Origin of the sequence: Propionimicrobium sp. PCR01-08-3 (assembly GCF_030286045.1) — a bacterium.
Lineage (GTDB): Bacteria > Actinomycetota > Actinomycetes > Propionibacteriales > Propionibacteriaceae > Brooklawnia.
In genome coordinates this window covers 524,622-537,983 of record NZ_CP127390.1, presented here as the reverse complement: position 1 = coordinate 537,983, position 13,362 = coordinate 524,622, and the positions used below count along the sequence as shown (strand labels likewise).

Annotated in this window: 11 protein-coding genes and 1 pseudogene; 5 read left to right on the top strand and 7 right to left on the bottom strand. The window is 64.5% G+C overall.

Going from position 1 to position 13,362, the window contains the following annotated elements; all coding sequences use genetic code 11:
* Nucleotides 1-3: 3 nt before the first annotated feature.
* The 4 genes and pseudogenes from QQ658_RS02615 to QQ658_RS02600 form a co-directional block, all read right to left on the bottom strand.
* Nucleotides 4-1,320 (bottom strand): cell division protein PerM, encoded by a 1,317-nt coding sequence (locus QQ658_RS02615; RefSeq protein WP_286026128.1) that lies wholly within the window; start codon nt 1,318-1,320, stop codon nt 4-6.
* Nucleotides 1,320-2,198, bottom strand: coding sequence for a succinate--CoA ligase subunit alpha (gene sucD, locus QQ658_RS02610; RefSeq protein ID WP_286026127.1), 879 nt, complete (start codon nt 2,196-2,198; stop codon nt 1,320-1,322). Before sucD ends, QQ658_RS02615 begins: the two co-directional genes overlap by 1 nt.
* 223 nt (nt 2,199-2,421) lie before the next feature.
* Nucleotides 2,422-3,588: pseudogene (gene sucC / locus QQ658_RS02605) on the bottom strand (ADP-forming succinate--CoA ligase subunit beta); the annotation flags it as partial.
* A 51-nt stretch (nt 3,589-3,639) separates the two neighbouring features.
* The gene (locus QQ658_RS02600) at nt 3,640-6,006 is read right to left on the bottom strand and encodes a UvrD-helicase domain-containing protein (RefSeq protein ID WP_286026126.1); all 2,367 of its coding nucleotides are present in this window, start codon (nt 6,004-6,006) and stop codon (nt 3,640-3,642) included.
* Nucleotides 6,007-6,105: 99 nt separating this feature from the next.
* Here QQ658_RS02600 and QQ658_RS02595 point away from each other — a divergent pair, with 99 nt between their 5' ends.
* Nucleotides 6,106-6,357, top strand: a complete 252-nt coding sequence (locus QQ658_RS02595) for a GlsB/YeaQ/YmgE family stress response membrane protein (RefSeq protein ID WP_286026125.1) — start codon at nt 6,106-6,108, stop codon at nt 6,355-6,357.
* Nucleotides 6,358-6,490: 133 nt separating this feature from the next.
* Here QQ658_RS02595 and QQ658_RS02590 read toward each other — a convergent pair whose 3' ends face one another.
* Together QQ658_RS02590 and QQ658_RS02585 are read right to left on the bottom strand one after the other, a co-directional pair.
* Complete coding sequence (locus QQ658_RS02590; protein ID WP_286026124.1) at nt 6,491-7,177, bottom strand: response regulator; 687 nt, start codon at nt 7,175-7,177, stop codon at nt 6,491-6,493.
* Nucleotides 7,174-8,463 carry an ATP-binding protein gene (locus QQ658_RS02585; protein WP_286026123.1) on the bottom strand — a complete coding sequence of 430 codons (1,290 nt, stop codon included), beginning with the start codon at nt 8,461-8,463 and terminating at the stop codon, nt 7,174-7,176. Before QQ658_RS02585 ends, QQ658_RS02590 begins: the two co-directional genes overlap by 4 nt.
* Before the next feature lie 179 nt (nt 8,464-8,642).
* Here QQ658_RS02585 and QQ658_RS02580 point away from each other — a divergent pair, with 179 nt between their 5' ends.
* The 3 genes from QQ658_RS02580 (at nt 8,643) to QQ658_RS02570 (ending at nt 10,459) form a co-directional block, all read left to right on the top strand.
* Nucleotides 8,643-9,716 carry a PspC domain-containing protein gene (locus QQ658_RS02580; protein ID WP_286026122.1) on the top strand — a complete coding sequence of 358 codons (1,074 nt, stop codon included), beginning with the start codon at nt 8,643-8,645 and terminating at the stop codon, nt 9,714-9,716.
* Nucleotides 9,713-9,910, top strand: coding sequence for a hypothetical protein (locus tag QQ658_RS02575; protein ID WP_286026121.1), 198 nt, complete (start codon nt 9,713-9,715; stop codon nt 9,908-9,910). Before QQ658_RS02580 ends, QQ658_RS02575 begins: the two co-directional genes overlap by 4 nt.
* A 240-nt stretch (nt 9,911-10,150) precedes the next feature.
* A complete protein-coding gene (locus tag QQ658_RS02570) occupies nt 10,151-10,459 on the top strand; it encodes a PspC domain-containing protein (protein WP_286026120.1) in 309 nt (102 codons plus the stop codon).
* A 116-nt stretch (nt 10,460-10,575) separates the two neighbouring features.
* Here QQ658_RS02570 and guaA read toward each other — a convergent pair whose 3' ends face one another.
* Complete coding sequence (gene guaA / locus QQ658_RS02565) at nt 10,576-12,123, bottom strand: glutamine-hydrolyzing GMP synthase (protein ID WP_286026119.1); 1,548 nt, start codon at nt 12,121-12,123, stop codon at nt 10,576-10,578.
* Nucleotides 12,124-12,345: 222 nt separating this feature from the next.
* On the opposite strand from guaA, the gene cysK reads away from it, so the two are divergent.
* A complete protein-coding gene (cysK, locus tag QQ658_RS02560; protein ID WP_286026118.1) occupies nt 12,346-13,275 on the top strand; it encodes a cysteine synthase A in 930 nt (309 codons plus the stop codon).
* The last annotated feature ends 87 nt before the right edge of the window (nt 13,276-13,362 follow it).

Below are 13,362 nucleotides of genomic sequence, written 5' to 3'. Positions count from 1 at the left end.
TGATCAGGGTCTGACGACAGTGGTCGGCAGTTCTTCTTCGCCATCGGTCACGGGCGCGGTGTCAATGGTGCTTTCGGCATCGACAGATCGCCACGTGCCACTTCCATCGCGCCAGCCCAGCACCGCACCGGTCGCCATCCCGGCCAGACCCATGGTCGCCGGGGCCATCACCAGCAGGACGGTCATTCTCGCTCCGAGTGAAGTCAGGCGCACCGCGCCCAGATCGCCTCCGGCAGGTACCTGCAGCAGCGTGAAGACCAAACCACACGCAACCCCGGCCAGCGCTCCGGCCATCGCTGTGACATCGATTCCGAGTTGCTTGCCCTGCGCCCGGGCATCGGTTTGCAGCTGGCGGACGAGCACCACCGCCGCCAGCACACCCGCCAGCACGCCGCTGGTCAGCCAGAGCAGACAGCTGTGCGGCATGGCCCCCACCGGAGGAACCGCGCCGAGTACGGGGATCGATGGCAGCATGCCGAGTGTGGTCTGGGCCGGAGAAACGACGGTGTCGACGCCCAGCTGGATGCCGGCTCCCGCTGCCCAGGAGCCGCCCCACAACACCAGATTCGGCAGCCAGGCCAGCTGGCCGGCAAGCAGCATCACCGCGCCCAGATTCCCGGGCAGCAGCGACTCATGAATCATCATGACCTGCGCGCGTCCGTGGATGAGGGTCGCAGCGACCGCTGCCGCTCCGGCCACGATCATCACCAGGACGCCTGCTGTCAGCGACATCGCCACAGCCTGGAAGATGCGCTGCCACTTGGGTGGACGCCACGACAGCGCGCGCGCAAAACCGACGACCGGAAGCGCGACTGCGAAGATGATCGCGCCCAGCAGGCTCGAGGCGGTACTGCCGGACGCGGAGACCTGGCGTCCGATGGCCAAGATCACGACGTAACTGAGTGCGAACACGCCGCTGAACTGCAGCAGTTGTTTGCCGGAACCGGCCGCCTCGGACAGCCGGGAGTGCACGCTCGCTTGTTGACAGGCCCCCAACCCGATGATCACGATGATCGCGGTCAATCCGAGCGGCATGATCGAAAGCTGTGCGCCGGCGAGCGGCAGCGAAACTCCGTGCGCCAGCAGCCAGCCCTGGGTACTGAACGTCAGCACCGCCGAGGCCTTGAGCTGAGGCACCGAGATCCAGCCGAGCACGCAGAATCCGGTGACCAGGATCCACCCGGCCACGGCCGTCACCACGGCAGCAAGAGCACTGGCCACCGGCCAGGGCACGCGCCATGGTTCCGCCTCTTCGGCCACCGCCTCCAACTGCCGGACGCGGGTGCTCGGCTCGTTATGACGCCATCTGCCGAACTTCATCAACCGTGAAGAATCTCGCGCATCAACGCCGCCGTCTCGCTGGGAGTGCGCCCCACGGTGACACCCACGGCCTCCAACGCTTCCTTCTTCGCCTGAGCAGTGCCGGACGAACCAGAAACGATGGCGCCGGCATGGCCCATCGTCCGGCCCTCGGGCGCGGTGAACCCTGCCACATAGGCGACCACCGGTTTGCTGATGTGCTCGGCGATGTAGGCGGCCGCACGCTCCTCGGCGTCACCACCGATCTCTCCGATCAGCACGATGGCCTCGGTCTGATCGTCCGCCTCGAATGCCTCCAGCGCATCGATATGCGTGGTGCCGACGATCGGGTCGCCACCGATACCGATAGCCGTCGAGAAGCCGATATCACCCAGTTCATACATCATCTGGTAGGTCAGGGTGCCCGACTTCGACACCAGCCCGATCGGGCCGGGGCCGGTGATCGACGCAGGAATGATGCCGGCATTCGATTCACCGGGCGAGATAATGCCCGGGCAGTTCGGGCCGATCAGCCGCACGCCGGCGTCGATCGCCTGATTCACGAACCTGGCCGAGTCGGCGACCGGCACACCTTCGGTGATACACACCACGAGATCAAGGTCGGCGTCGATCGCCTCACTGACCGCAGCGCCGGTGAATTTCGGCGGCACGAAGACAACCGAGGTGTTCGCCCCGGTCGCCTCTTTGGCTTCGGTGACGCTGCCGAAGACCGGCAGGTCGACGCCCTCGAAACCGGCGCTCTGCCCACCCTTGCCGGGGGTCACCCCGCCGACGACCTGCGAGCCGCTGTCGAGCATCCGCTGGGTGTGCTTGCGGCCCTCCGAGCCGGTCATGCCCTGCACGATGATCTTCGAATCAGATCCGAGCCAGATCGCCATCTCAGGCCTCCTTCTGGTCGTCGTCGGCCTGCCCGGACTCGGTCACGGGTTCGCCCGGTACCTCTCCGGTCGGTGGTTCGGCCGGTTCGGCAGCCTCCACCTCGTCGGGTTCTGCCTCGTCGGGGTCCAAAGCCCGTTGCGCGTCTTCCGGTTCGTCGGTCTCTTCGGATTCCGTGCCTCGCCTGGCCGCCTGCGGTTCTCCTTCCGTCGCGGCCTCGCCCGGTTCGGACGCGAGTTCGGCTGCGATCCGGGCGCCGTCGTCCATCGTCTCGGCGAGCCGGACGCTCGGGTGCGCATATTCGGCCAAGATCGCGCGTCCCTCGTCGACGTTGTTGCCGTCCAGCCGCACCACCAGCGGACGAGTGGCCCGATCGCCCAACTGGGTGAGCGCCTGCTTGATACCGCTGGCGACCTCGTCGCACGCGGTGATGCCGCCGAAGATGTTCACGAACACCGACCGCACCTGGTCGTCCGACAAGATGATGGAAAGACCGTCGGCCATCACCTGTGCAGAAGCCCCGCCGCCGATGTCGAGGAAGTTCGCCGGTTTCGGAGTGCCGGGCAGATCGGCCCCGGCGTAGGCGACCACGTCGAGCGTGCTCATCACCAAGCCGGCGCCGTTACCGATGATGCCGACGCTGCCGTCGAGCTTCACATAGTTGAGACCGCGTTTGGATGCTTCGGACTCGAGCGGGTCGGTCGCCGAGTGGTCGGCCAGGTCTGCATGGCCCGGGTGCCTGAAGCTCGCGTTATCGTCCAGGCTGACCTTGGCGTCTGCCGCGAGAATGTCTCCGGAACCCGTCTTGACCAGCGGATTCACCTCGACCAGTGAGGCATCCTCGGCCACGAAGGCTGCGCCGAGCTTGACCAGGATCTCGGCCACCTTCTCTTTGTCCTGGTCGGCGAATCCGGCGGCATCCACGATCTCTTCGGCTTTGGCCTGGTCGATCCCGGCTCTGGGATCGACGGCCACCCTGGCGAGAGCGTCGGGATGTTCCACGGCCAAGGTCTCGATATCCATGCCGCCCTGCGTGCTGCACATCGCCAGCCAGCGGCGTTCTGCACGGTCGACCAACAAGGAGAAGTAATACTCCTCAGCGATGTCGATGCCTTCGGCCACCATCACCTTGTGCACCGTGTGGCCCTTGATGTCCATGCCGAGGATCTGCTCGGCAGCTCGCGCGGCTTCTTCTGGCGAACGGACGACCTTGACTCCGCCGGCCTTGCCTCTGCCGCCGGTCTTCACCTGGGCTTTCACCACGGTGACGGGCGTGCCGAGCCGGGCGGCTGCCTGCTCGGCCTCTTCCGGGGTGCTGGCGACGATGCCCCGTGGAACCGGGACGCCCTGGGATTCGAATAGATCCCGGGCCTGATACTCGAATAGATCCACGCGGTTAGCCTAGCCGCGTTTTCGCGCTGCGCCTTTAATCCGCGCCGCCGATCAGAGTTTCTCCAGCGGCGCGTACTTCAGCACGAAACGCTTCACCCCGCCGGAGCCGAAATCGACGTCGGCGCGGGCGTTGTCTCCTGCCCCGCTGGTGGCCACCACCGTTCCCATGCCGAAGGCGGCGTGCAGCACCCGGTCGCCGGTGTTCACTGTGGGCAGAGTTTTCTTGACCGGGCCGCGTCCCGATCCGAAGGCCGTTCCCGATGCCAGCACCGATCTGGCCTGGGCCGACCGGTCGGCCGCGGTGGACGCCCAACTCGCAACCTCGGAGACCTTGCGCCGCCAGTCGATGAGTTCTTCGGGGATCTCGGCGAGGAAACGGCTTTCCGGGTTGTAGGCCGGTTTTCCGAAGATGGTGCGCACCACCGAGCGGCTGAGGTACAGCTTCTTGCGGGCGCGGGTGATACCGACGTAGGCGAGCCGGCGTTCTTCGGCGAGTTCGGCGGAATCGGTCATCGCCCGCATGTGCGGGAAGATGCCGTCCTCCATTCCGGTCAGAAAGACCGTGTCGAACTCCAAGCCCTTCGCGGTGTGCAAGGTCATCAAGGTCACGACACCGGCATCGTCGGTGGCGTTCGGAATCTGGTCGGAGTCCGCCACCAAAGCCACTCGCTCCAGGAATGCTCCCAAGGACGCATCGGGTTCGGGCTGGGCGGCGGCCAGCTCGTCCGCCAGTTCGGTGTCGGACGGCGCGGTCACCTCGTAGTCGGCCTCGTCCCCGGCAACGAGTTCCTGGGTGGTGGCGAGCGCCACGAACTCCTGGGCAACCTTGACCAGCTCGACGAGGTTCTCGACACGGGTCTCGTCTTGCGGGTCGGAGGAATTGCGCAGCTCGTCGATCATTCCGGAGCGCTTGAGCACCGCTTCCAGGATCTCGCTGGCAGGCAGGCCCGCAGCAACCATCGCCCGGAAATCGGCCATCATCTGGGAGAAGGACTTCACCTGGTTGAGCGAGCGGGTCGCCATCCCGGGCGCTTCCTCGGCACGATCGATGGCCTCGGCGAAGCTGATCTGCTCGTTGGCGGCCAGCATCGCCAGCGACACCTCAGCACGCTCCCCGATACCCCGCTTCGGCACGTTGATGATGCGGCGCAGCGAGACGTCATCGCTGGGGTTTGAGATCGCCCGCAGATAGGCCAGCGCGTCCCTGATCTCGCGCCGCTCATAGAACCGGACGCCACCGACCACCCGATAGGGCAGGCCCAGCCTGATGAACACCTCTTCGAAGGCCCTCGACTGGGCGTTCGTGCGGTAGAAGACCGCCATGTCGGAGTATTTGCCCTGGCCCTTGTCCACTAATGAGTCGATCTCATTAGCGACGAACCGGGCCTCATCGTGTTCGGTGTCGGCCACATAGCCGACGATCTTGTCGCCGTCCCCGGCATCGCTCCACAGCCGCTTTTCGGGACGACCCGAGTTATGCCTGATCACCGCGTTCGCAGCAGACAACACGGTTTGGGTGGAGCGATAGTTCTGCTCCAGCAGAATAGTCCGGGCGCCGGGGAAGTCGTCCTCGAAATCGAGGATGTTGCGGATCGTCGCCCCGCGGAAGGCATAGATCGACTGATCGGAATCGCCGACCACCATCAGCTCACCGGGATCGATACGCGGCGCACCGTCCGGCAGCCCATCGTCGGTGCCGAGATCGCCGCACAGTTGCTTGATCAGCAGATATTGCGCGTGGTTGGTGTCTTGGTATTCGTCGACCAGCACCTGTCGGAACCTGCGCCGGTAGGCCTCGCGGATCTCGGGATGCTGCTCGAACAGCAACACGGTCGTCATGATCAGGTCATCGAAGTCGAGAGCATTGGCCGAACGCAGCCGTTCGTTGTAGACCTTGTAGGCCTCGGCGCGCACCTCGTCGAGCCCGGACGCCTTCGCCTGGGCCTGGGCGGGGGTGATCAGCTCGTTCTTGCAGTTGCTCACCCAGTTCAGCAGGCCTCTGGGCGGGAACTTCTTCGGGTCGAGGTTCTGGTCGCGGGCGACCAGGGTCATCAGCCGTTTGGCGTCGGTGTCGTCGTAGATCGAGAAGGTCTTGCGGAAGCCCATCGCGTCGATCTCGGAGCGCAGGATGCGCACACACGCCGAGTGAAAGGTCGACACCCACATCAGCCGGGCCCGGTTGCCGACCAGATCGATGACGCGTGAGCGCATCTCCGCCGCGGCCTTGTTGGTGAAGGTGATGGCGAGGATCGATCCCGGATGCACGTCGCGCTCGGACACCAGGTGTGCGATGCGTCGGGTCAGCACGCGGGTCTTGCCAGATCCGGCGCCGGCGACCACCAAGACGGGGCTGCCGGCGTGGATGACGGCTTCGCGCTGGGGTGGGTTCAAGCCGTCGAGCAGATCTGGTTGAGTCATAGCCCCTCCAGGGTAGCCGACCGCAAACTCCCTGAAGATTCACCTAAATGGCGTGTGGTTCATCGTCTCGGTTGAGCGTCCGCGTCTACATTGGGGCCCATGATGTTCATCTCATGGCTTGTCCTGGGCCTTATCGCAGGATCGATTGCGCGAGCCGTCGTCGGCGGTGGCGGCGGCTGGTTGATGACCATACTGCTGGGCATCCTCGGAGCGGTCGTCGGTGGCTGGATCTCATCGGCGATCTTCAGTGTTCCCCTTGGTCAGTTCTGGGATCTGCGCACCTGGATCATCGCGATCCTCGGCGGATTCCTGGTGACCTTCATCTACAACAAAATGACCAAGAAGGCCTGATCGACTCAAGGCCTTCACCACCTCAAGGCCTTGATCGTCTCAAGGTCTTCACGAACAAGGAGCGCTCGTCCATCTTCTGATGGACGAGCGCTCCTTGATGTCCGGCCGGGCACATGCCTGAGCCGAGGCGTCTTCAGACCAATTTCCGGTCGGTGGCCCATTTCGTCAGCTGATAGCGGTTCGACAGCTGCAGTTTGCGCAGCACGCTCGACACGTGCGTCTCGACGGTCTTGATCGAGATGAAGAGTTCCTTGGCGACCTCCTTATAGGAGTAGCCGCGAGCGATCAGCTTCATGACTTCGCGCTCGCGTTGGCTGAGCCGGTCGAGATCCTCGTCGATGGACGCGACGTCGATCGAGCCGGAGAATGCGTCCAACACGAAACCTGCCAGCCGGGGCGAGAAAACGGCATCGTTGGTTGCCACGCGCCCGATCGCCTCGATGAGTTCTGCGGTGCTGATCGACTTGGTGACATAGCCGCGAGCACCCGCCCTGATGACCCCGATGACGTCTTCCGCGGCGTCACTGACCGACAACGCCAAGAACTTCACCTGTGGCAGCGTCTCGTGCACCTGCTTGATGACCTCGGCTCCCCCGCCTCCGGGCAGATGCACATCGAGCAGCACCACATCAGGCACCGAGCCGGTGATCGTCCGCACCGAGGTGGCGACGTCTTCGCCCTCGCCCACCACGTCGACCTTGTCCGGCGATTGCTCGAGTTCGTGACGCACACCGGCCCGGAAGATACCGTGATCGTCCACCAGGACGATCCGCCATGGCCCGGTGTGCTCGGGGGTGGTTTCGGGCTGGGTAGCGGTCATGCCTTCATCTCCAATCGGATCTCGGTTCCCTCACCGGGAGCCGAACGAATCTTTGCGGTGCCGCCATGGCGTTCCATGCGGCCAACGATCGACTTGCGGACGCCCATCCTGTCGTCCGCTATCTCGCCCGGATCAAACCCCTTGCCACGGTCCCGGACGAAGACCTGCACGAGCGAGGCGTCCTCTTCGGGTTCGACCTCAGCATAGACATCAATGAGCGAGGCCCCGGAATGCTTGGCGGCATTCATCATCGCCTCCCGCGCTGCCTGGACGAGCGCCCGCAGGTCGTCGGTCAACTCGATGTCGCCGACACAGACCACCTCGACGGGAACACCGCGTTCGTCTTCGACCTCACCGCCGGCCTCGGTGAGCGCTGCCTTCAAAGTGGACGGACCGGCCTGATCGGCATACAGCCACGACCTGAGCTCGCGTTCTTGACGGCGCGCCAACGCGGCCACCTGCTTCGGGTCATCTGCCTGGCGTTGGATCAACGCCAATGTTTGGAGCACCGAGTCATGAAGGTGCGCAGCCATATCGGCCCGGGTGTCGGCGATCAGCTTCTCTTCGTAGGCCGCCGCCATCTTGCGTCGGTAGCGGAGAATCCATGGCGCCGCCACCACGGCAACACCGGCAATCGTCAGGCCTGCGACCATTGCGACCATCGGCAACTGGCTCACGCCGCCTTGCGAAGCAGCGGCCAGCGCCACCGCGCAACCGATCAGCGTCATGCCGCCGACCACTCGTGTCCCCTCGGCGAGCCGCCGCCTGCTGATCAGGCGCGCCAGGCGGTGGCGTCCGGCCCCGGTATCGGCCGCGTCCCCGGGAGCGGGCGCAGGAATCTCGTCATCGTCATCGGCCTGAAGCCACACCAGCCCCACACCGATGGCAGCCAGCAGCACCGGCCAGAAGAAGGAATTTGCCGGCCCCATGCCCAGCATTCTGGCGACCATCGTCAATCCGAGGCCAACCATGACGATCCCGATGATCCGGCCGGTACTCGTACCCTTGGAGGTCTCTGCTTGCCGCATACCCTGGTGGCTTGCCGCCTGTAGTCCCGGTGGTTGTTCGCCGGGCTGAGATGCCGGCATCAGGATCCACAAGACGGCATAGACGCCGACGGTCAAGAAGTTCGTGAAAGCGAGACCGACGAAGCACAATCGCACCAGCCAGACCGGCCAGCCGAGGTGAGCTGCGATACCGGAGGCAACACCGCCCAACCAGGCATCCGATCGGTCTCGGGTCAGTTTCCGTTCGGGGTGCGGTGGCGGGCCCGGAGGGGTGGACATGACCGAACCCGGCTGCTGGTAAGGGGGACCCGGGACGTTCGTCACCCTTCAAGATTCACACGTTCACCGGGACAATTCCACCCGGGCGACCCCGAAGGCTCCCGTAAGGTGCGATATCGGGGATCAGTCGGGGTTCAGAGCGGTTCCGCGTCTGCGTAACGCGGGCAACACTTGAAACCATGTCCGCGACCGTACCGCCACCGTCTCACCGGTGGCCGTTGCGTCCGGACGCGCCTCGTCCACAACGCGACTGGGCCCGCGAATTCCTCGAATTGAGGCGCACGCGGACTCAGGGCACGGTCACCGGATTGAGCGTTGCGCTGGCGAACTGGCTCGGTCTTGACGTTTTACTCGTGCGGTGCCTGTTCGTGATGACGGGGCTTTGCTCGGGCATCGGTGTGGTTGCCTACTTCGCCGGCTGGTTGCTCACCCGCAATTCGGCCAGCGACGAGGCTCCTCTCGACCATCTCGGCCATGGCTGGCGGACGCTGCAGCCGCGCATCGTGGCGAGCTGGACGCTTGCCTTCGGTTTGATGGCCTGCCTGGTACTCAGTTCGATAGCCGGTTTCGGCTGGCTCCCGATTGCCGTCATCGCCGCGACCATCTGGGCCGGACGCCGGCAACGCATGAAGAACATCAACTCGCAGCGGCAGGCCGTCAGATACTGGGCACCGGCACCGCAATCGCGGACCGACAAGGCCACCGTTGTCACTGTGATCACTCTCACCGTAGCGGCAGCGGCTGCTCTCGGCGCGACGCTGCTGGATCAGGGCAACGTCATTCTTCCGCTCGCTGCCGCATTGGGAATCATCGGTTTCGGGCTGATGATCGTTGCCAGATTCGGGACGGGGAAGGCATTGATCGTGCCTGGCATCATCATCGCGACGCTGCTGACGGTTGGCTTGACGGTGACAGCGGCGCGCGGCCCCGACACGATTCCCTATGCGGCGCCGAGCGAGCTCACGAACGTGACCTACTACCGCCAGCAGGACGCCACCGATCTGAGTTCGATGGCCATCACCGAGAATCAGATGTGGTACATCGACCTTGACGACTCGCAGTTCGCGCTGACGATTCCCGATGATCAGAATGTGATCGTCGAAGTCTCCTACGCCTCGTCGGTCATCGCCCTGCCGGATGACCTGTATACCGGGTCGGGTCAGGCCAGTTACCAGCAGATCGTCGACGAGGATCGCCCGACGCTGACCATCACAATCGACGCGCACGATTCCCAACTGTGGGTGGACTCATGAGACGTGGATCCGGATTCTCACCCACGCCGATCATCGTGGGACTCGTCTTCATGATGATGGCAGGTATGGCCGTACTGAACCAAGCCCAGATGGTGAGCACGATGACCACGCTCAGCATCCTCGCTCCGCTGATTCTGATCGCCGGCGGCCTGATCGGGCTGCTGCCCCGGCGCAAGCGCAATCGACAGCGGTGAGGGTGATGAAGGTGAGCTGGCTGGGGCGATGCAAACAAACCACACGTTTCACAACACCCGCAACGCAGGCGCCGCAATTCTTGCCGCAGATCAGACAGCCGTTCCGGGTAGCGCAGTGGCCCGCCCCGGGCCGAGGACGGGTGAGTCATCGATCACCACAGAAGATTCGTCACAACCAAATATCTGAACCAAATGACAGATTGAGCAGGAATACATCACCACAGAAGGGACAATGGATTCATGAGTACTCGCAAACTTGTTCGTAGCCGCGATCATCGGGTCATCGCAGGTGTCTGCGGAGGCATTGCAGAATACTTCGACATCGACCCCACCATCATCCGGGTCGTGACAGTGGCGCTGGGGCTGTTCAGCGTCGGCACTGTGTGCGCGGCCTACGCCGTCGCCTGGCTGGCAATTCCGGACGAAGGCAGCGGCCAGACCGGTGCGGACCAGATTCACGAGCGCTACGGCGACTACCAGCGTCGCCGTGACGCTCGTTTGTCGGACGATCCGGACGGCCCCTCAGATGCCTTCCGCGCCGACGACTGATCCTGCCGCCATTCGATAGACATATTGCAGCTGGTCAAGCAACAGTTCGTTGCTTGACCAGCTGTTTGCATGAGCGCTGAATCCTGCTCACCGGCGATCAACGCAAGGAGCGGCGCTCACTCCCACTCGATGGTGGCCGGTGGTTTGCTGGTCACGTCGAGGACGACCCGGTTGATCTGGCGGCATTCGTTCGTGATTCGGGTGCTGATCTTTTCGATCACGTCATAGGGCAGCCTCGACCAATCGGCGGTCATCGCGTCCTCGCTTGACACCGGGCGGATCACGATCGGATGCCCGTAGGTTCTGCCGTCACCTTGCACGCCGACCGAGTGCACGTCGGCGAGCAGCACGACCGGCATCTGCCAAACGTCCCGGTCGAGACCGGCGGCGGTCAGTTCTGCGCGGGCGATGGCGTCCGCGTCACGCAGCAGTTCCAGCCTGTCCCAGGTGACCTCACCGATGATCCGAATCGCGAGGCCCGGCCCGGGGAACGGCTGACGCCACACCATGGCTTCGGGCAGGCCGAGCTCGACACCGGCGGCCCTGACCTCGTCCTTGAACAAGGTGCGCAGCGGCTCGATCAAGGTGAACTGCAAGTCATCGGGCAATCCACCCACGTTGTGATGGCTCTTGATATTGGCCGCGCCGTCGCCGCCGCCGGATTCGACCACGTCCGGATACAAAGTGCCTTGGACGAGGAACTCGATGCCCCGCTCCCCTGCGATATCGCGGGCGGCCGCCTCGAAGCTGCGGATGAATTCGCGACCGATGATCTTTCGCTTCGTTTCCGGATCGGATACCCCGGCTAGCGCGTTCAAGAAGCGGTCCTTCTCGTCGGCGACCACCAGCCGCACCCCGGTAGCCTCGACGAAATCGTGCTGCACCTGCTTGGCCTCGTCCTTGCGCAGCAGGCCATGATCGACGAACACGCAGGTGAGTTGATCTCCGATGGCCCGCTGCACCAGGGCGGCGGCGACCGCCGAATCGACACCACCGGAGAGCCCGCAGAGCACCTGCCGGTCGCCGACCTGCTCGCGAATCGCCTTGACCTGCTCGGCCACGAAGTTCTCGCTCGTCCAGTCCGGGGTGATGCCGGCCACGTTGTACAGGAAGTTCTCCAGCACCTGCTGGCCGAGTTCGGTATGGGCGACCTCGGGGTGCCACTGCACGCCGGCCAGCTTGCGTCCAAGGTCGGCGAATGCCGCGACCGGGGCGCCTTGCGAGTGGGCGAGCGGACGAAAGCCGTCCGGCTGCTTGGTCACCGCGTCGCCATGACTCATCCACACACTCAACTCGGCGGGTACCTCGGCGAGCAACGGGGACGAATCGTCCACATCGAGATGGGTGCGTCCAAACTCCGAGGTGTGGGTCTGCCGCACCTCACCGCCCAGGCACTGGGCCATCACCTGAAAGCCGTAGCAGATGCCGAAGACCGGGACTCCGGCCGTGAAAAGCCCGTCGTCCACCTGGGGGGCGCCCTCGGCGTAAACCGACTGCGGACCGCCGGACAAAATGATCGCCTGTGGGTCGCGGGCGAGGATCTCGGACACGGTGGCGGTGTGCGGCATGATCTCGGAGAAGACGTGAGCCTCACGCACCCGGCGGGCGATCAGCTGCGCGTATTGGGCACCGTAGTCGATAACAATGACAGGACGTGAAGGCATGGGCTCTAGTTTAGGGGTCCTTCGCCGCGTCCCGCGAAGACAACAGGTTGTGGGCGCAGATGACGCTCCATCCGGAAGTCTGCTTGGTGGACGGGCCCCTTGGCGCTGGTTACGCGGCAGCGAGTGGCACGGCCTTCGCGCTGGTTGTGCCGTGGCGAGCGGCCGCGTCCAAATACCCCAGCGGGTATGGAATGAAGCACCAGCCACGCTAGTTACGCGACCATGACTGTATATGACGATGTCACCGCCGTAGTTGGGCGCACTCCCCTGGTCAAGTTGAATCGCGTTGTCGGCGACGCCGGGGCAAAGGTGATTGCCAAGCTCGAGTTTTACAACCCTGCCGACTCTGTCAAAGACCGAATCGGCGTCGCCATGGTTGACGCCGCCGAACAGTCCGGTGAGCTCAAGCCGGGCGGCACGATCGTCGAGGCAACCAGCGGCAACACAGGCATCGCTCTCGCGATGGTCGGTGCTGCTCGCGGCTATAAAGTGATCCTCACCATGCCGGACACCATGAGCAAGGAGCGCCGCGCGGTGTTGCGCGCTTTCGGCGCCGAGCTCGTGCTCACTCCGGGCGCCGACGGCATGAAGGGTGCCGTCGCCAAGGCAGAGGAACTGGGCAAGCAGGAAGGCACGGTGCTCGCTCGTCAGTTCGAGAACCAGGCCAACCCGGCCATCCACTACCAGACCACCGGCCCCGAGATTTGGGCCGACACCGACGGCAAGGTCGACATCTTCGTCGCCGGGGTGGGCACCGGCGGCACCGTCAGCGGCGCGGGCAAATACCTCAAGGAGCAAAACCCAGCCGTCAAGGTCGTTGCTGTCGAGCCCGCGGAGTCGCCGCTGCTGACGCAGGGCACCGCCGGGCCGCACAAGATCCAGGGCATGGGCGCCAACTTCGTCCCCGACACGCTCGATCAGTCGGTCTTGGACGAGATCTTGGCCATTCCGGGCCAGACCGCCATCGACATCTCCCGTGAACTGGCGGCAAAGGACGGCATCCTCGCGGGCATCTCGGCCGGCGCGAACGTCGCTGCCTCCCTCGAGCTGGCCAACCGCCCCGAGAATGCCGGCAAGACCATCGTCACGATCGTCCCCGACCTCGGTGAACGGTATCTGTCGACCCCGCTATGGGCCGATCTGCTCGACTGAGATAGCCCCTGTCAGGCACTCCCCTCTCCTGTCGCGGCCGGCCGTTACGCCGGACGCCACTGCTATCGAAATCTGCGCCCGAAATCT